The organism is Halobacillus shinanisalinarum (genome assembly GCF_022919835.1).
Lineage (GTDB): Bacteria > Bacillota > Bacilli > Bacillales > Halobacillaceae > Halobacillus_A > Halobacillus_A shinanisalinarum.
On sequence record NZ_CP095074.1, the window covers coordinates 4672936 to 4693633 of the forward strand.

General features: G+C 41.9%; 15 protein-coding genes and 2 pseudogenes. All 17 read left to right on the forward strand.

Going from position 1 to position 20698, the window contains the following annotated elements; genetic code table 11:
• Positions 1-134: 134 nt before the first annotated feature.
• The 17 genes and pseudogenes from MUO14_RS23190 to pnp all read left to right on the forward strand — a co-directional run bounded on the left by MUO14_RS23190 (position 135) and on the right by pnp (position 20616).
• Positions 135-902, forward strand: coding sequence for an undecaprenyl pyrophosphate synthase (locus MUO14_RS23190; protein WP_244752851.1), 768 nt, complete (start codon positions 135-137; stop codon positions 900-902).
• A 14-nt stretch (positions 903-916) separates the two neighbouring features.
• The gene (locus MUO14_RS23195; protein WP_244752852.1) at positions 917-1762 is read left to right on the forward strand and encodes a phosphatidate cytidylyltransferase; all 846 of its coding nucleotides are present in this window, start codon (positions 917-919) and stop codon (positions 1760-1762) included.
• 32 nt (positions 1763-1794) lie between these two features.
• Positions 1795-2933 (forward strand): annotated as a pseudogene (gene dxr / locus MUO14_RS23200) (1-deoxy-D-xylulose-5-phosphate reductoisomerase).
• Positions 2934-3151: 218 nt separating this feature from the next.
• A pseudogene (gene rseP, locus MUO14_RS23205) lies at positions 3152-4407 on the forward strand (RIP metalloprotease RseP).
• A gap of 92 nt (positions 4408-4499) precedes the next feature.
• Positions 4500-6200, forward strand: a complete 1701-nt coding sequence (locus MUO14_RS23210; protein WP_244752853.1) for a proline--tRNA ligase — start codon at positions 4500-4502, stop codon at positions 6198-6200.
• A 147-nt stretch (positions 6201-6347) separates the two neighbouring features.
• Positions 6348-10643: a PolC-type DNA polymerase III gene (locus tag MUO14_RS23215; protein WP_244752854.1), complete on the forward strand. Its 4296-nt coding sequence runs from the start codon at positions 6348-6350 to the stop codon at positions 10641-10643.
• Positions 10644-11057: 414 nt separating this feature from the next.
• Positions 11058-11531: a ribosome maturation factor RimP gene (rimP, locus tag MUO14_RS23220; protein ID WP_244752855.1), complete on the forward strand. Its 474-nt coding sequence runs from the start codon at positions 11058-11060 to the stop codon at positions 11529-11531.
• A gap of 14 nt (positions 11532-11545) precedes the next feature.
• On the forward strand, positions 11546-12646 hold the full coding sequence (gene nusA, locus MUO14_RS23225; protein WP_244752856.1) for a transcription termination factor NusA: 1101 nt from the start codon (positions 11546-11548) through the stop codon (positions 12644-12646).
• A gap of 13 nt (positions 12647-12659) precedes the next feature.
• On the forward strand, positions 12660-12932 hold the full coding sequence (gene rnpM, locus MUO14_RS23230) for an RNase P modulator RnpM (protein ID WP_244752857.1): 273 nt from the start codon (positions 12660-12662) through the stop codon (positions 12930-12932).
• The gene (locus MUO14_RS23235) at positions 12932-13246 is read left to right on the forward strand and encodes a YlxQ family RNA-binding protein (protein ID WP_244752858.1); all 315 of its coding nucleotides are present in this window, start codon (positions 12932-12934) and stop codon (positions 13244-13246) included. Before rnpM ends, MUO14_RS23235 begins: the two co-directional genes overlap by 1 nt.
• Before the next feature lie 4 nt (positions 13247-13250).
• Positions 13251-15326: a translation initiation factor IF-2 gene (infB, locus tag MUO14_RS23240; protein ID WP_244752859.1), complete on the forward strand. Its 2076-nt coding sequence runs from the start codon at positions 13251-13253 to the stop codon at positions 15324-15326.
• Positions 15323-15601 carry a DUF503 domain-containing protein gene (locus MUO14_RS23245; RefSeq protein WP_244752860.1) on the forward strand — a complete coding sequence of 93 codons (279 nt, stop codon included), beginning with the start codon at positions 15323-15325 and terminating at the stop codon, positions 15599-15601. Before infB ends, MUO14_RS23245 begins: the two co-directional genes overlap by 4 nt.
• A gap of 30 nt (positions 15602-15631) precedes the next feature.
• Positions 15632-15982: a 30S ribosome-binding factor RbfA gene (gene rbfA, locus MUO14_RS23250; protein ID WP_079529887.1), complete on the forward strand. Its 351-nt coding sequence runs from the start codon at positions 15632-15634 to the stop codon at positions 15980-15982.
• A gap of 129 nt (positions 15983-16111) precedes the next feature.
• The gene (gene truB / locus MUO14_RS23255) at positions 16112-17008 is read left to right on the forward strand and encodes a tRNA pseudouridine(55) synthase TruB (protein ID WP_244752861.1); all 897 of its coding nucleotides are present in this window, start codon (positions 16112-16114) and stop codon (positions 17006-17008) included.
• 28 nt (positions 17009-17036) lie between these two features.
• Positions 17037-17975, forward strand: a complete 939-nt coding sequence (locus tag MUO14_RS23260) for a bifunctional riboflavin kinase/FAD synthetase (protein ID WP_244752862.1) — start codon at positions 17037-17039, stop codon at positions 17973-17975.
• 131 nt (positions 17976-18106) lie between these two features.
• On the forward strand, positions 18107-18376 hold the full coding sequence (gene rpsO, locus MUO14_RS23265; RefSeq protein WP_244752863.1) for a 30S ribosomal protein S15: 270 nt from the start codon (positions 18107-18109) through the stop codon (positions 18374-18376).
• Between the two features lie 122 nt (positions 18377-18498).
• The gene (pnp, locus tag MUO14_RS23270; protein ID WP_244752864.1) at positions 18499-20616 is read left to right on the forward strand and encodes a polyribonucleotide nucleotidyltransferase; all 2118 of its coding nucleotides are present in this window, start codon (positions 18499-18501) and stop codon (positions 20614-20616) included.
• Positions 20617-20698 lie beyond the last annotated feature (82 nt).

The window sequence follows — 20698 nt, forward strand, 5'->3', positions numbered from 1 at the left end:
CAAAAAGTTGCCCCTTATCATTTAGTGACTTTTTGAACAACCTCTATCAAATACTCTTTATGTGAATGGCGGCATGGTGTAGGATAATAGTATATAATAGAAAAAGTGGAACCAACGGACTGGGGGATAATGTCATGCCAATCAAGATTCCATTTACTAAGAATAAAAAACAAACGACACAGCAATCTCTGAGTCTCGACCATGATCATATTCCTAATCATGTGGCGATTATAATGGATGGAAATGGTCGATGGGCCAAAAAGAGAGGCTTGCCAAGAATTGCAGGCCATAAAGAAGGCATGAGTGTCGTAAAGAAAATTGTTCGCCGTGCATCAGATCTGGGGGTTCATGTCCTCACCCTCTATGCATTTTCAACAGAAAATTGGAAACGTCCAAAAAATGAAGTTGATTTTTTAATGAAACTACCAGTAGATTTTTTAACTACATATTTGCCTGAACTCATTGAAAGAAATGTACAAGTCCAAACCATTGGAGATACTGGTTTACTCCCAGAGCATACACGTAAAGCTGTGGAAGAAGCCATTATTCGCACTTCTGAAAACAGCGGTCTGATTTTAAATTTCGCACTTAACTATGGAAGTCGTTTTGAAATGGTCAATGCAGTGAAGCAAATAGCAACACAAGTTGAAAAGGGTGAACTTTCAACGGACGACATTGATGAACAGCTGTTCTCCTCCCATCTGTACACATCAGAACTATTAGAACCAGACTTGTTGATTCGAACAAGTGGTGAACAGCGTCTAAGTAATTTTCTATTATGGCAGCTTGCCTATGCCGAATTCTGGTTTACAGAAGTGTTTTGGCCAGATTTTGATGAACATCTATTTGAACAAGCACTCTACGATTATCAAAACCGCAAACGTCGTTATGGCGGAATATAAGGTGTGAACGTACTATGAAACAACGAACCATTACAGCAGTAGTTGCTGCATTAATCTTTCTGCCCATTGTTATGCTTGGCGGTGGAATCTTTCAGGCTTTTGTCTATTTAATTGCCAGCATTGCTATATATGAACTCATGCGTATGAAAAAAATTGCTCGCTACTCCATCGCTTCAGGTATTACTTTATTGCTTATGTGGACACTGATGTATAAGCAGGGGATGTTTTTTGGTTATGATTTACCTGTAACCAAATCCGAACTAACTCTATTAGCTGTTTTAATCTTGCTAAGCTATACGGTCCTTGTGAAAAACCGCTTTACATTCGATGATGTTGGCTTTCTTTTATTAGCCGCTATTTATATCGGAATGGGCTTTTATTATCTAATTGTGACTGAGCAAGCTGGTTTAGAGTATGTATTTTATGCCTTGTTTGTCGTGTGGGCCACAGATACAGGGGCCTATATTTTCGGACGATTATTTGGCAAGCATAAATTATGGCCGCAAATTAGTCCAAAGAAGACCATTGAAGGTTCGATCGGCGGTGTCGTACTTGCTGTCGTCGTCGCCTATATTTTTCATATGATTGAACCATTGCACCATTCGCTACTAATCGTACTGGCTGTAACCATTCTTATTTCTATAACTGGCCAGATCGGTGACTTAGTGGAATCAGCATTAAAACGTCACTATGCTGTAAAGGATTCCGGTAAAATTCTTCCAGGCCACGGTGGTGTATTGGATCGCTTTGACAGTTTGATTTTTATGCTGCCGATCCTGCATTTAGTCGGATTCATTCCTGAGGAAGATAAGGCTCTAGCGATTGACTGGGTTCTTTCATTTGTGTTTTATATTTATTAACGATTACTGATAGTAAAAGGGGAGTTCCCGGGATGAAACAAATTGCCTTACTTGGTTCTACAGGCTCAATTGGTATACAAACGCTTGAAGTGCTTCGGCTGCATAAAGATGAATTTTCTCTATATGCTATGGCATTTGGCAAAAATATAGACAAAGCTCTCCCGCTCATTAAGGAATTTCAACCTGCTCTAGTTGTGGTTCAAGATGAAGCAACGAAGGACAAGCTTGAAAAAGAATGGCAGGGAAGCACTATTTTATTTGGCAGCGGAGGCCTTATTGAAGCGAGTGTTGCTGATCAGGTAGATGTTGTTGTAAATGCTGTCATGGGAAGTATTGGACTTCCTGCTACTCTTAAAGCAATTGAAGCCAAAAAAACAATCGCCATTGCTAATAAAGAAACACTTGTCACTGCAGGACATTTAGTCATGGAGGCTGCCAGGAATCATAATGTGGCGCTACTACCTGTAGATAGTGAGCATTCAGCGATCTACCAATCACTAAATGGCGAAAGTAAAAAAGATATTCACAAATTAATCATCACAGCCTCTGGGGAAGCTTTCGTGATAAAAAAAGGGAAGAACTTGCCGGAGTAACGGTTGAAGATGCCCTAAATCATCCAAACTGGAGTATGGGGGCGAAAATCACAGTGGATTCTGCCTCTATGATGAATAAAGGATTAGAAGTGATAGAAGCTCATTGGCTTTTTGATGTGCCTTATGAACAAATTCATGTTATTCTTCATAGAGAAAGTGTCATTCATTCTATGGTTGAGTATGTAGACCGAAGTGTCATGGCTCAGTTAGGCACTCCAGATATGAAAGTACCGATTCAATACGCCTTAACGTACCCCAACCGATATCCTTTAGAAAATACAGAACAGCTCAATCTAGAAGACATGGCAACATTACATTTTGAGAAAATGGATATGGAGCGGTTTCCTTGTCTTAGAATGGCTTATGAAGCTGGGCGTGAGGGTGGATCAATGACGACAGTTCTAAACGCTGCCAATGAGGTAGCCGTCCAGTTATTTTTAGAAGGTCAAATCTCCTTCCTTGAAATCGAACAACTGATACAACAGGAACTTTTACAACATAAAACGATTCATAACCCAGACTTGTCTACCATACTATCTATCGATGAGGAAACGAGAAAACGTGTCCGTTTAAATTAAAAGTTCATGTTCGAAAAAGTTACCAAATGGCTGGCGTAATTTTGAATTCTGTACGTATGCTTAGTTATACGTGAGGGTTCGAAATACTCCTGCTGAGCTGCCCTGCATCGCTCTTGGTGAATAGGCTTGTCGATGCGGGTGCATAGCTATTTCTAGAAGAACTAACGCAAGATTTGCCGGTGACTATTCGAACAACCTCTAAAAGGAAGGTGCTTCATTTGACTACAGTAATTGCATTTATACTCATGTTCGGACTGCTAGTGTTTGTACATGAGTGGGGCATCTCATTTTTGCAAAGCGAGCAGGGATGCTTGCTCGAGAATTTGCCATCGGGTTCGGTCCGAAAATATTCGCTTTCACAAAAAACGAAACTGTTTATACCATTCGTTTATTGCCTATTGGTGGATATGTAAGAGTAGCAGGAGAGGATCCAGAGATTGTCGAACTGAAGGCCGGCCATCATATTGGATTAGAATTCAATGAGTCAGGCAAGGTCAGTCGTATCATTGTCAACAATAAATCCAAGCATCCTTATGCTCGTGTCATTGAAGTCGAAAGGGCTGACCTCGATCACCGTTTAATTATTGAAGGCTACGAAATTGACGAAGAGGAAAAACTCTACTTTGATGTAGACCCTAAAGCGATGTTTGTTATGGATGAAAAGGAAACCCAGATTGCTCCGTATGACCGCCAGTTTGCTTCAAAATCTGTGCCCAAGCGTGCAATGCAATTGTTTGCCGGTCCGATGATGAACTTTATACTAGCCATCATTTTATTTATGATCCTAGGCTTTATACAGGGCGTACCCGTAAATAATGCACTGATCGGTGGAGTGCAGCCTGATTCCCCTGCAGAAGAAGCAGGATTACAGGATGGAGACGAAATTGTTGGGATTGATGGAGAACCAGTGAATACGTGGGATGAGTTTACCCAAATCGTAAGAAATCATCCAGAGGAGCAAGTGACTTTATCTGTGGAGCGTAACGAGGAAACGATACAGGTTGATGTTACACCGGCACAAATTGAACAAGGGGAACTAACCATTGGTCAAGTAGGTGTGGCACGAGCCTTTGAAGATTCGTTTGTTAAAAAACTCACCTATGGTTTCACCCAAACCTATGAGTGGGGGACGTTAATTCTAACCAATTTAGGAAAACTTGTAACAGGTCAGTTTTCATTAGATATGCTGTCTGGCCCAGTAGGGATTTATGACGCAACAGACCGTGTTGTTCAAACAGGTTTAACCAACTTTGTTATGTGGACATCTATTCTTAGTGTCAACCTTGGGATCGTAAACTTATTGCCACTCCCCGCTCTTGACGGAGGCCGCTTACTATTTGTAGGGCTTGAAGGGGTACGCGGAAAGCCGATTGACCCACAAAAAGAAGGCATTGTCCACTTTATTGGATTTGCTCTATTAATGTTATTAATGTTAGTTGTGACATGGAATGACATTCAACGCTTATTCTTGTAAATGACCGAGCTGGAAGCGGGGTTCTCTTATACGCTTCCAGCTTCATTTTTAAAGAGGTTGCTCAATTAAATTGAAAAACTGAGGTGGAATAAATGAAACAAAGTCAAATGTTAATCCCAACTTTAAAAGAAATCCCTGCAGATGCTGAAATTAAAAGCCACCAGCTTCTCGTTCGAGCAGGATACATACGTCAGATCGCATCTGGTATATATAGTTTCCTTCCCATTGGCCGCCGTGTCCTCCGAAAAGTAGAAGAAATCGTGCGCGAAGAAATGGAAAAGATCGGGGCACATGAAATGATGATGTCCAGTTTGCAGCCAGCGGAATTGTGGAAAGAAAGCGGCCGCTGGAACACCTATGGATCTGAGTTGATGCGTATTAATGATCGCCATGATCGTGAATTTGCTTTAGGTGCCACGCATGAAGAAGTGATCACTAGTCTTATCCGTGATGAAGTGAAAAGCTACAAGCGTCTGCCATTGACTGTTTTTCAAATTCAGAATAAATTTCGTGATGAGAAACGTCCACGTTTTGGACTGCTTCGCGGCCGTGAATTTCTAATGAAGGATGCCTATACATTTAATGAGTCTTTTGAAAGTTTAGATGAGAGCTATAATAAAATGTTTAACGCTTATACGAACATCTTCCGCCGTTTGGGGCTTAACTTCCGTGCTGTCATCGCAGATTCCGGGCAAATGGGCGGAAAAGATACCCATGAATTTATGGTCCTTTCTGAAGTAGGAGAAGATGTGATTGCCTACTCTGATACTTCAGAGTATGCGGCTAATATTGAAATGGCTCCTGTAGTGACAACCTATGAGAAATCACTAGCAGCCCCTAAAAACATGGAAAAAGTAGCTACACCTGATCAGAAAACCATGCAAGGTGTGGCTGATTTTCTAGGTCACGGATTAGAAGAAGGATTAAAGTCGATTATGTTTAAAGTGGATGATCGGTTTGTTATGGTCGTAACACGTGGGGATCATGAAGTGAATGACATTAAACTTAAAAATCTTTATTCAGCTGATATCGTTGAGCTGGCTAGTGAAGAAAAGACAAAAGAGCTGCTTGGGACAGGCTTCGGTTCCCTTGGCCCTGTTGGCGTATCCGAACAGGTCGAGGTTATTGCTGATTCGGCCGTAGAAGTGCTTGTCAACGTATCTTGCGGTGCCAATGAAGAAGGGTACCATTATGTTAATGTAACCCCTGAGAAAGATTTCGAGGTGACCCAGTATGCCGACATTCGTTTTATTAAAGAAGGAGATCCGTCACCAGATGGACAAGGCTTGATTACATTTGCGCGCGGCATTGAAGTAGGCCATGTGTTTAAATTAGGCACGTTCTATGCGAAGGAAATGAATGCCACGTACTTAGATGATCAAGGGAAATCTCAGACAATGGTAATGGGCTCGTATGGCATCGGTGTGTCCCGTACAGTGGCTGCAATCGTTGAACAGTACCATGATGAACGAGGCATAACATGGCCTGCCAATATCGCGCCATTCCAAGTTCACCTGCTCACACTAAATCCTAAAAAGGAAGAGCAACAGCAATTGGCAGATCAACTATATGACCAGCTTATCGATGCTGGGATTGAAGTATTATATGACGATCGTAAAGAGAGAGCCGGTGTCAAATTTGCCGATAGCGACCTGTTTGGAATTCCGCTGCGCTTGACTGTAGGGAAACGAGCTGGAGAAGGGATTATTGAAGTGAAAGAACGCGTAACAGATAATCAATCAGAGCTGAATCAATCTGAAATTTTATCTGCCGTATCAAATTGGTTTAAGTAATAAAGCTTGAGATACCCTTGTTATCAAGCAAGGGTATCTTTTATTAAGAATCATGAAGTATAATGTCCTTAAGTATGTCTATCCCGAGCGAAAGTAGCTAGGGGCAAAGATGCTTCGTGTTATTTACCCTAACAGGGAGGAATCACATTGGGTGTGACCAATCAGGAGAAAATGCATTATTTATTGGAGCAAATCCAGTTTCCACAAGATCTGATTGAGCCTCATTTTAAAGATAGCTCGCTTGAGAAACTGATCGTATATAAAACAGAAAAAAAGTGGCATTTTCATTTTCACATTCCAAGTGTACTGCCACCGTCTGTTTATCAATTGTTTATTAATAAACTGCAGGCAGCGTTCCGTTCTATTGCAGAAGTGGACTGGACGTTTGAAGCAACAGATAAAGCCGTAGATCCAGACGCAATTAGTGAATACTGGAGAGGATTTATCCAGTCCGTGCCCAAAGTAAATCCTGGTTACAAGGATTTACTTATGGAACAGCAACCAGAAATTAACGGTAATAAAATTATGTTAACTTGCAGGAACCTGGCAGAAAGCCATGCAGTAAAGAAAAAATTAGATAATCCTCTGCAAAGTTTCTGTGTTCAATCTGGGCTGCCATCACTGATGCTTTCTACACGTGTTAAAGAAGAGCAGGAAGAATTAAAAAAGTTTCAGGAAGAGCGGAAGAAGGAAGATAAGCAGCTCGTCCAAAAAGCTGTGAAAGAACAGGAAGAGCGTGCGAAAGAGAAAGAAGAGGATACGAAACCGAAAGGGCCTATTGAAATTGGCTATAAGATTCAAGAAGATGCCGAGCCAATGGAGAACATCGAAGAAGAAGAGCGACGAAAAATTATTGAAGGATATGTTTTTGATGCTGACATCAAAGAATTACGTTCCGGACGTCACCTTTTACTTATAAAAGCGACCGATTATACGGATTCATTTTCAATCAAAATGTTCTCGCGCGGTGATGATCATGCTGAGATGTTTAAGCATGTTACAAAAGGAATGTGGATTAAAGCACGAGGGAGTATCCAAACAGACAACTTTACAAGTGAATTAACGATGATGGCCAATGATATTAATGAGGTGGCACCAAAACTTCGTACAGACCAAGCAGAAGAAGGAGAGAAGCGAGTAGAGCTGCATGCTCATACGACGATGAGTCAAATGGATGCACCCGTTTCCGCCCCTAGATTGATTGCCCAAGCTGCCAACTGGGGTCATGAGGCCATCGCTATAACCGATCATGCTGTTGTACAAGCCTATCCGGAGGCCCATGCTGCTGGTCAAAAGCATGGCGTTAAGGTGATTTACGGAATGGAAGCGAACTTAGTTGATGACGGTGTACCGATTGCCTATGAAGAGCAAGATCGTGACCTTGAGACTGACACCTATGTCGTTTTTGACGTGGAAACAACAGGGTTGTCCGCTGTGTATGACAAAATTATTGAACTCGCGGCTGTTAAAGTTAAAGGCGGGGAAATCATTGATCGATTTGAGTCTTTCGCCAACCCACACCATCCATTATCCCAGACGACCATTGACCTAACAGGAATTACCGACGATATGGTTAAAGATGCGCCTGAAATTGAGGCTGTGCTGAAAGACTTCCATAATTGGATGGCCAATGACATTTTAGTAGCCCACAACGCTAGCTTTGACATGGGCTTTCTTAATGCTGGTTTTCAAAGGGTCGATTATCCGAAGGCAGCTAACCCTGTCATTGATACACTTGAACTTGCTAGATTCCTAGTTCCAGAACTTAAAAATCACAGATTAAATACCCTTTGTAAGCAGTTTGATATTGAACTGACTCAACACCATAGAGCGATCTATGATGCTGAGGCAACCGGTTATTTAATGTGGAAATTTGTAAAGAAAGCCATTCAACGAGGAATTACCAACCACAAGAATTTAAATGATTACATGGGTGAAGGCAAAGCCTATCAACGGTCACGGCCTTCTCACGTCACATTACTTGCTGTCAATAGTGTAGGCCTTAAAAATATGTACAAAATTGTTTCCGAGGCTCACTTAAACTATTATTATCGTGTTCCGCGTGTTCCACGGTCACGGCTTGCCAAGCTTCGAGAAGGGATCTTGATTGGATCGGGCTGTGATAAAGGGGAAGTCTTCGAGACGATGATGCAAAAATCTGCAGAAGAAGCTGAGAAGGTTGCTGAATTCTACGACTATCTTGAAATACAGCCTCCAGGTAATTATGCCCACTTGATCGAAAGGGATTTAGTCCAAAATGAGGCACAAATCTATGACATTTTGAAAAAAATTGTCGATATGGGCGAGCGTTTAGGGAAAACGGTTGTTGCTACCGGGAATACGCACTACCTCGATCCCCATGATAAGATGTATCGACAAATCCTTATCTCTTCACAAAATGGCAATCCGCTTAATCGTCAAACATTGCCAGATGTCCATTTTAGAACGACAGATGAAATGCTTGAAGAGTTTTCCTTTTTAGGAGAAGAGAAGGCAAAAGAAGTTGTAGTCACTAACACAAATAGATTGAATAATAGCATTGATGTGATCAATCCAGTCAAGGAAGATTTGTACACACCAAACATTGAAGGAGCCGATCAAGAAATTCGGGAAATGTCCTACAATAAAGCCAAAAGACTTTATGGGGAACAGATTCCAGAGCTTGTTGAGAAAAGATTAGATAAAGAGCTTGAGAGTATCATTGGCAATGGCTTCGCTGTTATTTACTTAATCTCTCAAAAACTCGTAACGAAATCCCTTGAGGATGGCTATTTAGTCGGTTCACGTGGTTCGGTAGGATCTTCTCTAGTTGCAACAATGACGGATATTTCCGAAGTGAATCCTTTGCCTCCACATTACGTTTGTCCAAGTTGTCAACACCATGAATTTTTCACAGACGGATCCATCGGAAGCGGGTTTGACCTGTCTGAGAAAGATTGTCCAGAATGTGGGACCGCCTATAAAAAAGACGGTCAGGATATTCCCTTTGAAACGTTTCTTGGCTTTAAAGGAGATAAGGTACCCGATATTGATTTGAACTTTTCAGGTGAGTATCAACCGCAAGCTCATAACTATACAAAGGTTTTATTTGGTGAAGACAATGTATATAGGGCAGGAACAATTGGAACGATTGCCGAGAAGACAGCCTACGGTTACGTGAAGGGATATGCAGGGGATCATCAGCTGCAATATAAAGGGGCAGAGGTTGATCGCCTCGTTCAAGGCTGTACGGGTGTTAAAAGAACCACAGGGCAGCACCCAGGGGGAATCATTGTCGTACCTGATGACATGGATATTTTTGATTTTTCACCGATTCAATTCCCGGCAGATGATACGAAATCAGAATGGAAAACGACCCACTTTGACTTCCACTCGATTCATGATAATTTACTGAAGTTGGATATTCTCGGGCACGATGATCCAACAGTGATTCGCATGCTTCAAGATTTAAGTGGCATTGATCAAAAGGAAATCCCTGTTGACGATCCTGAAGTGATGAAAATTTTCAGCGGGCCTGAGGCATTAGGTGTGACAGCGGAGCAGATCATGTGTAAAACAGGCACGCTCGGTGTCCCTGAATTCGGTACACGCTTTGTTCGGCAGATGCTTGAAGATACGAAACCGAAGACCTTTGCTGAACTCGTCATTATATCCGGTCTATCCCACGGAACGGACGTGTGGCTAGGAAATGCCGAACAGCTCATAAATGACGGCATTTGTACACTGCCTGAAGTTATCGGCTGCCGTGACGATATTATGGTCTATCTCATGCATAAAGGTCTGGAACCATCGTTAGCCTTTAAAATCATGGAGTTTGTCCGAAAAGGACGCGGTCTACAGGACGAATGGATTGAGGAAATGAAGAAAAACGGGGTTCCAGATTGGTACATTGATTCTTGTAAAAAAATCAAGTACATGTTCCCGAAAGCCCACGCGGCTGCCTATGTTTTAATGGCCGTTCGGATTGCTTACTTTAAGGTTCATTATCCGATTTACTTTTATGCTGCATATTTCACAGTTCGAGCAGGTGATTTTGAATTAGAGACGATGATTAAAGGTTCTGACGCGATTCGAAAACGAATTGAAGAGATTCAAATGAAAGGCCTGGACGCTACGCCAAAAGAGAAAAATTTAATGACTGTACTTGAGCTGTCTCTGGAAATGTGTGAACGAGGGTATGGTTTTAAGAGTGTTGATCTCTATGAATCCAGCGCAACAGATTTCATCGTTGATGGTAATCAACTGATTCCGCCATTCAATGCTGTCGATGGTTTAGGTACAAACGCAGCGATTAATATTGTTAACGCCCGTGGAGAAGGGGAGTTTCTCTCCAAGCAGGATTTAAGAGAACGAAGCCGTATTTCGAAAACGGTGCTTGAGTACTTGGATAACCAGGGCTGCCTGACCGGTATGCCTGATGAGAACCAACTTTCGTTATTTTAAAGAGTGGAAGCTGCAAGGGGCAGTCCTTCGCGACATAAGCAGTTCGCTTCCGTGGGGGAAGTTCACCCTACTGCACCGCTCTGCTTATACTTGTCGTGTCTACCCGGGCACTTCCGCTTTTCTGTCCCTATTGCATAAATGTAGTATCTATGGTATATTTTTTATGGTGAGAAGAGCGATAGAGACGAGCGAAAGAGTGGGGAAACCCACTCTTTCGTTTATATTTACGGCTCACTTTTACTTAGAAATTGCCCGTAGGAGTGATCTGTTCTTGCACGAGAAGACCGCTATGATTTCATCATAGCGGTTTCCTTTCGAAACGGGAACAAGGGTTAACTAATTCCTTTCCTTAGCAAAATAAGTATATGACTGCAGCAAATCGGCAATAAACAGGAGTAAAAGGAGGGATTCCATATGAGTAAAAACGTAACCGAGATTACAGAAGAGCTAGTAAGGCCTATTGTAAAAGAGATGAATCTTGAACTTGTAGATATCGAATTTAAGAAAGAGGGCAAGAACTGGTTCCTTCGAGTATTCCTTGATAAACCTGAAGGTATTGATATTGAAGAATGTGGTCAAGTTTCAGAAAAGCTGAGCGAGCAATTAGATGAAATCGATCCAATTGATATTCCATACTTTTTAGAGGTTTCCTCTCCTGGTGCTGAACGTCCTCTGAAAACAAAGGAGGACTTTAAGAAGTATGTAGGTGAACATATTTATATGAAATTATATGAACCTATTGAGAATGAGAAAGAGTTCGAAGGTACGCTCGTACAATTTGAAGACGAAACGGCAACCATAGACATCCGTATTAAGACACGCACAAAGCAACTAGAGGTGCCTTTTAACAAAATTGCCAAGGCTAATTTGGCTGTCACTTTTAACTAAGGGGGAGAAAGCTGTTGAGTAGTGAACTTTTTGATGCCATGAATTATTTAGAGAAGGAAAAGGGCATTGACAAAAATTTGTTGTTGGAAGCGCTTGAAGCAGCGTTAATTTCAGCTTATAAGAAGAATTTTAATTCAGCTACAAATGTTCGTGTAGATATTAATGAAGACGAGGGCAGTATGAAGGTTTTCGCGAGAAAGACGATTGTTGAGGAGTCTATGGATCCCCAGCAGGAGATTTCTTTAGAAGAAGCCAAGGAAATCGATCCTAATTACGATATTGAAGATGTTATCGAGGTAGAAGTGACACCAATGGACTTTGGCAGAATCGCTGCCCAAGCTGCAAAACAGGTCGTTACACAGCGTGTTCGTGAAGCAGAACGCGGTATTATTTACGGTGAGTATGTTGATCGTGAAGAAGATGTGATGACAGGAATTATTCAGCGTAAAGATCCAAGATTTGTTTATGTGAATCTAGGAAAAATTGAAGCAAGACTACCCGAAGGCGAGCAGATGCCTACAGAAACTTATGAGGTACATGACCGCTTGAAAGTTTTTGTTACAAAAGTAGAGAATAGTAATAAAGGCCCGCATATTTATGTGTCAAGAACACATCCAGGTCTGCTCAAGCGTCTATTTGAAATGGAAGTGCCAGAAATTTATGATGGCACGGTTGAAGTCAGGTCCGTTGCTCGCGAAGCGGGAGATCGTTCAAAAATCTCAGTTTATGCTGCTGATCCAGAAATCGATCCGGTTGGGTCTTGTGTGGGACAGCGTGGACAGCGTGTGCAAGCAATTGTGAATGAATTAAAAGGCGAAAAAATTGATATTGTTCAATGGTCTGAGGATCCTATTGAGTATGTGTCCAATGCTCTTAGTCCTTCGAAAGTGGTTGAAGTTCTTGTTGATGAAGAGGAAAAGGCTACAACCGTTATTGTTCCCGATTATCAACTGTCGCTTGCGATTGGAAAACGAGGACAGAACGCTAGGCTTGCTGCCAAGCTGACAGGCTGGAAGATTGATATTAAAAGCGAAAGTGAAGCACTTGAGCAAGGTGTGATTACAGAAGAATCAGCTTCAGAAGATGAAGAGGCTGATGAATTAAGTGAAGAATAAGGGGGCGAAAGCTATGGCCCAATCCAGAAAGATTCCATTAAGGAAGTGTGTCGTTACGCAGGAAATGAAGCCAAAGAAACAGCTTATTCGAGTCGTGCGTAACAAAGATGGAGAGGTATTCGTTGATGTAACGGGCAAAAAGAATGGGAGAGGTGCCTACATTTCAAAAAGCCTTGAGGTTATTGCGCTAGCAGAGAAACAGCAGGTGCTGAATCGTCACTTAAACACCAAGGTGGATGCAGCGATTTATGAGGAATTAAAAACAATTGTAGGAGCTAGCGATTAATGTCAGGCTCTTATTTAAATATAATTGGACTAGCACTTCGAGCGGGTAAGTTAACGCTTGGTGAAGAGCATATTGTTAAAGATATTCAACAACAGCGTGCGAAGCTGGTCCTTGTCGCAAGTGATACAGGAAAACAAACGATGAAGAAGCTAACAGATAAATGTAGCTCTTATCATATACCCTGCTATGTGGTGGATGATCGTGAAACTCTTTCACAAGCCATGGGTAAGTCAGGGAGAGTCGCGATCGCAGTTCTTGACCAAGGATTTGCGAAAAAGTTGCAATCGCTACTCGATGAATCTATTCGGGGGTGAAAGAATGAGTAAAATGCGCGTATATGAATATGCAAAAGAAAATGAACTATCCAGTAAACAAGTGATTGATAAAATGAAAGACATGAAAGTAGAGGTTTCTAATCACATGTCTATGGTTGAGGACGACGTAAAAGGAAAACTTGACCAGGCCTTTGGAAAGGGCGCAAAGAAAGAAAATAAACCTGCTGCCAAAGGGAAAAATAATCAAAAGCCTCAGCAAAATCAGGCACAAAAAAAGAATCAAAAACAGAAAAAGAATCACCGTCCGCAACATAATAAGCAGCAAAAGCCACAAAATCAAAAACCGCAGCCTAAGAAGAAGCAAACACCTGAGAAAATTACTTATTTAGGTTCACTAACTGTTGGAGAACTTGCTGAAAAGTTAGGCAAAGATTCTGCAGAAATTATCAAAAAATTGATGGGCCTAGGTGTAATGGCTACGAAAAACCAGGATCTTGACAGTGATTCTATCGAATTAATCTGTGCGGAATTTGGTGTGGAAGTGGAAGAAGAAGTCGTTGTGGATGAAACGGACATCGAGAACTGGATTTCTGAAGATGCAGAGGAAGATTTACAGGAACGCCCAGCCGTTGTCACCATCATGGGACACGTTGACCACGGAAAAACGACCTTGCTTGATTCGATTCGTGATACGAAAGTAACAGAGGGTGAAGCTGGCGGAATCACTCAGCATATTGGGGCCTATCAAGTTGAAGAAAACGGAAAGAAAATCACATTTTTAGATACACCAGGTCACGCTGCTTTCACGAGCATGCGGTCTCGCGGGGCACAAATTACCGATATTGCGATCTTAGTCGTAGCTGCAGATGATGGTGTAATGCCGCAAACGCGGGAAGCGATTAACCACGCAAAAGCGGCCGAGGTACCAATTATCGTAGCTGTTAATAAAATGGATAAAGAAGGGGCAAACCCGGATCGTGTCATGCAGGAATTAATGGAATATGAATTAATTTCGGAAGACTTTGGCGGAGATACAATTTTCGTTAAAATGTCCGCGGTTGAAGGGAAAGGGATAGATGAATTGCTTGAAATGATTATTCTCGTTTCTGAGATGGAAGAATTTAAAGCAAATCCTGATCGCTTAGCATCCGGTACAGTTGTTGAAGCAGAGCTTGATAAAGGACGCGGCCCTGTAGCCACCCTTCTTGTACAAAATGGTACACTGAATGTCAGTGATGCCGTGGTTGTCGGGAACACATTCGGTCGTGTTCGGGCAATGGTGAACGAAATTGGTAGAAGAGTAAAAACAGCTGGCCCTTCTACTCCAGTTGAAATTACCGGATTAAATCATGTTCCACAAGCTGGTGACCGCTTCCTTGCTTTTGAAGATGAGAAGAAAGCACGTTCGATTGGTGAGGCGCGTCAGCAGAAACAAATTGAAGCGGACCGCAGTTCTACCGCTAAGGTAAGTCTTGATGATCTGTTTGAACAAATCAAACACGGAAACATTAAAGACATCAATTTAATTTTGAAAGCAGATGTGCAAGGATCTCTTGAGGCGCTGGCAGGTTCACTTCAGAAGATTGAAGTCGAAGGTGTGAAGGTGAAAATCATTCATACTGGTGTAGGAGCGATTACAGAATCTGATATTTCGCTTGCTTCGGCTTCAAATGCAATTGTCATCGGGTTTAACGTTCGCCCAGATGGAAATGCTAGAAAAGCAGCAGAATCTGAAGATGTTGAAATTCGTCTGCACAATATCATTTATAAAGTCATGGAAGAAATTGAAGCGGCTATGAAAGGGATGCTTGATCCAGAATATGAAGAAAAAATCATTGGTCAAGTGGAGGTCCGCGAGATCTTTAAAGTTTCTAAAATTGGTACCATCGCCGGCTCTTACGTTACAGATGGTAAGATTACCCGTAATTCAGGGATCCGTGTTATCCGTGACGGTGTAGTGATTTATGAAGGGGAAGTAGACGCCCTTAAACGTTACAAAGATGATGCCAAAGAAGTGGCTCAAGGATATGAGTGCGGAGTAACCATTAAGAACTTTAACGATGTAAAAGTCGGCGACATCATTGAGCCTTATGTTATGCAGGAAATTGAACGTAAATGATTTTAAGTGCTGAGGTGGAAGCGATGATCTATGAAGCCCAGTCCTTAAAAGAAAAGCGTTCCGTTATTAAAAGAGTACAAACGAGGCTGAAGAATGAATTTAATGTAGCTGTCAGTGAGCTTGATCATCAAAATTTGTGGCAGCGTACATGTATCGGAATTGTTACGATTTCAAGCAGTAAAGTGATTGCGGAACAAACGATCCAGCAGGCTTTAGCTTTCGTTGACTCTTTTCCTGAATTAGAACGAACAGAAACAGTCCAAGAATGGTTGTAGATGTTTTAGTTTTGAAGAGGTGAAGGTAGAATGAATGATTTACGTGCAAACCGTGTCGGTGAGCAGATGAAGAAAGAAATGAGCGATATCATCAGCAAGAAGATAAAGGACCCTAGAGTGGGCTTTGTTACCGTTACTGAAGTGAAGGTAACCGGTGATCTTCAACAAGCTAAGGTGTACATTTCAGTGCTTGGTGACGACAAGCAAAAACATGATACACTTGTCGGTCTAGCAAAGGCGAAAGGATTTATTCGCTCGGAGATTGGTCAAAGGATCCGTTTACGTAAGACGCCAGAGATCATGTTTGAATTTGATGAAGCGATCGAACGTGGAAATCGCATTGAAACGATTCTTAAGGATCTGAATGATACTGACAGTTAAGCACAAAAGCAAAAAGTGCCTTTCAAGAAATAGGTTCTGCTTTTGAGCTAGAGATGAACAAAAAAGGAATCCGTGCTATAATGCACGGATTCTCTATTATGTACAATAATAATGTGTGGGGTGGAATTCATGGATGGTATTCTCCCATTATGGAAAGAAAAAGGGTACACATCACATGACTGTGTGAGTAAAGCACGAGGCATGTTAAAGACTCGCAAAATCGGTCATACAGGAACCCTTGATCCAGATGTGGAAGGGGTCTTGCCGCTTTGTGTCGGCAAGGCAACAAAAATCGTGCCTTTTTTAACAGATACAGAAAAAGTTTATGAAGCTGTGATCACGTTGGGGTCGTCAACGGAAACGGAAGATGCCACAGGGGAAGTTGTAGAACAGAAACCCGTTCTTGATGAGATTCCTGTCAGTAAAATTCAGTCCGTTCTAAAATCTTTCACGGGAGAGATTACACAAGTCCCGCCCATGTATTCAGCCGTAAAGGTTAAGGGGAAGCGTTTATACCAATATGCACGGGAAGGTATAGAAGTGGATAGGCCTGATCGAAAAGTGACCATAAAAACGATAGAGCTTCTCGAGAAACAATTCCCTGTAAAAAGCGAACGGCTGTCAATTCCCATTCGGGTCGTTTGTTCCAAGGGTACATATATTCGAACATTGTGTGTAGATATTGGCAGGGAACTTGGTTTTCCGGCCCATATGTCCACACTCGTCCGCCTTCAAACAGGTGCAATTAGGCAAAACGATTGTTTTACCTTTGATCAAGTCCAGTACTATGTTGACCTAAAGCGGCAAGAGGATTTGCTTTTACCCCTGTCAAAAGGTCTCGAACATATGCCTTCCTTACAAATTTCTGAACAGGAAAAGCAGGCCATTCTCCATGGACAGGTACTGCCAAAGCCAAAGGAAGTAACAGCATCTGAATTTAGTATCATTTGTAATCATGAAGTGATAGCTATGTACCAGGTTCACCCAACTAAACCAGATAAAATAAAGCCCATCCGCGTCTTTTGAAATTTTTTTAGTAAAGCAGGTGAGTGATATGAAGACAATTGAATTATCTGCCTCAAATCCAGATCTTACTCATGATCTTAATCCGAGCGCTGTTGCCGTTGGATTCTTTGATGGTGTCCATAAAGGTCACCAGGAAGTAATTATAACCGCTCAAAATAAAGCAGATCAACTTGGATTATCCAATGCAGTTATGACATTTGATCCCCACCCTTCTGTCGTTTTAAATAGGGCTGTGCAGCACGCGAGGTACATTACCCCACTGGCTGAGAAGCAGGATATTTTAGAAGCTATGGGAGTTGATTACTTATTTGTCGTGCGATTTGATCAGTCACTAGCTGCTTTATCCCCCCAACAGTTTGTCGATGACTTTTTCGTTGGTTTAAATATTAAGCATGTTGTTGCTGGATTTGATTTCAGTTATGGTCATAAAGGAAAAGGTTCGATGGAGACACTTCCTGAACATGCCCAGGGGCGTTTGACCTATACCATTGTTGAAAAAGTGGAACAGGAAAACTCAAAAGTGAGCTCGACAAGAATTCGTAAGCTCTTGGATGATGGAGAGATAGTAGAGGTTAGTGAACTGCTTGGAAGACCTTTTCATGTTAGAGGAACCGTCGTTTCAGGCGATGAGCGGGGGCGGACAATTGGTTATCCGACAGCTAATATGGCGGACACGAATCAATATTACTTACCGAAATCCGGTGTTTATGCGGTTAAAGCTGCTCATCAGGGGGAACAATTTTATGGAATGGCCAACCTCGGTGTAAAACCAACCTTTCAGGAAGACAGCACAGTACCAATGTTAGAAATACATCTTTTTGACTTCGATCAAGACTTGTATGGTGCCGAGCTTACTGTGTATTTTCATAAGTATATCCGAGCTGAGCAGAAATTCAATGGGATTGAGCAAATCGTTGCCCAGCTTGAGAATGATGAAGCGGAAATCCGTCGCTTTTTTAAGCAATAAAGGCAGTTTATCCTTGCATTTTAGATGCAAAAACGGTACGCTTTAATATGGAACCTTCGCTTGGCGGTACGTAACTCCGACGTCCGCTCGGGGAAAGGGAATCTGAAAATTTTTTAGGAGGTGTAGCTATAATGGCTATCACACAAGAACGTAAAAATGAATTAATCAATGAGTACAAAACTCATGATAACGACACAGGTTCTGCAGAAGTACAAATCGCTGTACTTACTGAACAAATTACGAGCCTGAACGAACACCTGCGTACACACAAGCAGGATCACCATTCTCGTCGTGGATTGCTTAAAATGGTAGGTAAACGCCGTAATTTGCTTAACTACCTACGTAATAAAGATATTACACGTTACCGTGAGTTAATTAAGAGTCTTGGCTTGCGTCGCTAATGTAGGAAGAAAAAGCGGGAGTTATTCCCGCTTTTTCTGTATGTTTACATACAGAAGGGTGTAAACTTTAGGTAGGCCCTATTTTTATAATTTTTGTTTTTTTGAGAGGAGTAAAGTGCTTTATGGCAGAAGAAAAGCAAGTGTTTTCGATTGACGTAGCAGGCCGGACATTCTCCGTTGAAGTAGGAGAATTGGCTAAACAGGCTAATGGAGCTGCTATGATCAGCTATGGTGATACGGCGGTTCTTTCCACCGCGACAGGTTCTAAAGAGCCAAAGGATTTACCATTTTTCCCGCTCACTGTTAACTATGAAGAGCGTTTATATGCAGTTGGTAAAATCCCGGGAGGTTTTATTAAGCGTGAGGGGCGCCCAAGTGATAAGGCTGTATTGGCTTCCCGTCTGATTGACCGCCCAATACGTCCCATGTTTCCTGATGGTTACCGAAATGACGTACAAGTAATAGGTACAGTTATGAGTGTAGATCAGGATTGTTCATCTGAGATGGCTGCGATGCTAGGATCCTCTATTGCTTTAGGAATATCCGATATACCATTTGGCGGTCCGATTGCCGGTGTGATTATTGGAAGAGTTGATGGCGAGCTAATCATCAACCCAACGGTCAAGCAACAGGAAAACAGTGATATCAACTTGACTGTCGCTGGAACAAAAGATGCGATTAACATGGTTGAAGCTGGAGCCAATGAAGTATCTGAAGAGGACATGCTTGAAGCTATCATGTTTGGTCATGAAGAGATTAAACGTTTAGTGGCCTTCCAGGAAGAAATCGTTGCCGCCGTTGGAAGGGAAAAAATGGACGTGCAATTGTTTGACCATGATCAGGAACTAAAAGAGAAAGTCGAAGCTGAAGCAACCGAATCAATCGTTGCTGCGATTAAAACAGAAGAGAAGAAAGCACGTGAAGAGGCAATTGACGGAGCAAAAGAGGCTATCGTTACAGCCTATGAAGAATTGGAAGCAGATGAAGATACGATTAAACAAGTGAAAGCGATCTTGGAAGACATCGTTAAAGCGGAAGTTCGCCGTCTAATTACGAAAGATAAAATTCGCCCAGATGGACGCGGTGTTGATGAAATTCGTCCATTATCTTCCAGAGTAGGGGTTTTACCTCGCACACACGGTTCTGGTTTATTTACAAGAGGACAAACTCAAGCTCTAAGCATTTGTACACTGGGTGCTTTAGGGGACGTCCAAATTCTAGACGGGTTAGATCTTGAAGAATCAAAACGGTTTATGCACCATTATAACTTCCCTAAATTTTCTGTAGGAGAAACGGGGCCGATACGTGGTCCAGGTCGTCGTGAAATTGGTCACGGTGCTTTAGGTGAGCGCGCGCTTGAAGTAGTCATTCCTTCTGAAAAAGAATTTCCTTATACGATGCGTCTCGTATCAGAAGTACTTGAATCAAATGGCTCGACTTCCCAAGCAAGTATTTGCGCAAGTACGTTAGCGATGATGGATGCAGGTGTACCTATTAAAGCTCCTGTAGCCGGCATTGCGATGGGTCTTGTCAAAGCAGGAGAAGACTATAGTATTCTTACAGATATTCAAGGGATGGAAGATCACCTTGGGGACATGGACTTTAAAGTAGCAGGTACCGAAAAAGGGGTAACCGCACTTCAAATGGATATTAAAATCGACGGGTTATCTCGTGAAATCTTAGAAGAGGCACTGGCACAAGCGAAAAAAGGACGTAAAGAAATCCTGAAATCTATGCTTGCCACAATTTCAGAAACGAGAAGTGAACTTTCCCAGTATGCGCCTAAGATCATGACGATGAAGATTAATCCTGATAAAATCCGCGATGTCATTGGACCAAGCGGAAAACAAATTAATAAAATCATTGATGACACAGGCGTAAAAATCGATATCGAGCAGGATGGCACCGTGTTTGTCTCTTCCACAGATGCTGAAATGAACAAAGTAGCCATGAAAATCATTGAAGATATCGTTAGAGAAGTGGAAGCAGGCGAAATTTACGATGGAACAGTAAAACGAATCGAGAAGTTTGGCGCTTTTGTTGAATTGTTCAAAGGGAAAGAAGGTCTTGTGCACATTTCCGAATTAGCTGAAGAGCGAATTGGAAAAGTGGAAGATGTTGTTTCGTTGGGAGACACAATTAAGGTAAAAGTCAAGGAGATTGATAAGCAGGGAAGAATTAATCTTTCTCGTAAAGCAATCCTGGTTGACGAGAAGAAGGCACAAGAAGCAAATGAGTAAAAAAGAAACTGGCTTGCCAGTCTCTTTTTTTTTGCCTAAAAGTCTAGGCTTCCTTTATTAAGCATATCATTCTTAATAGGGG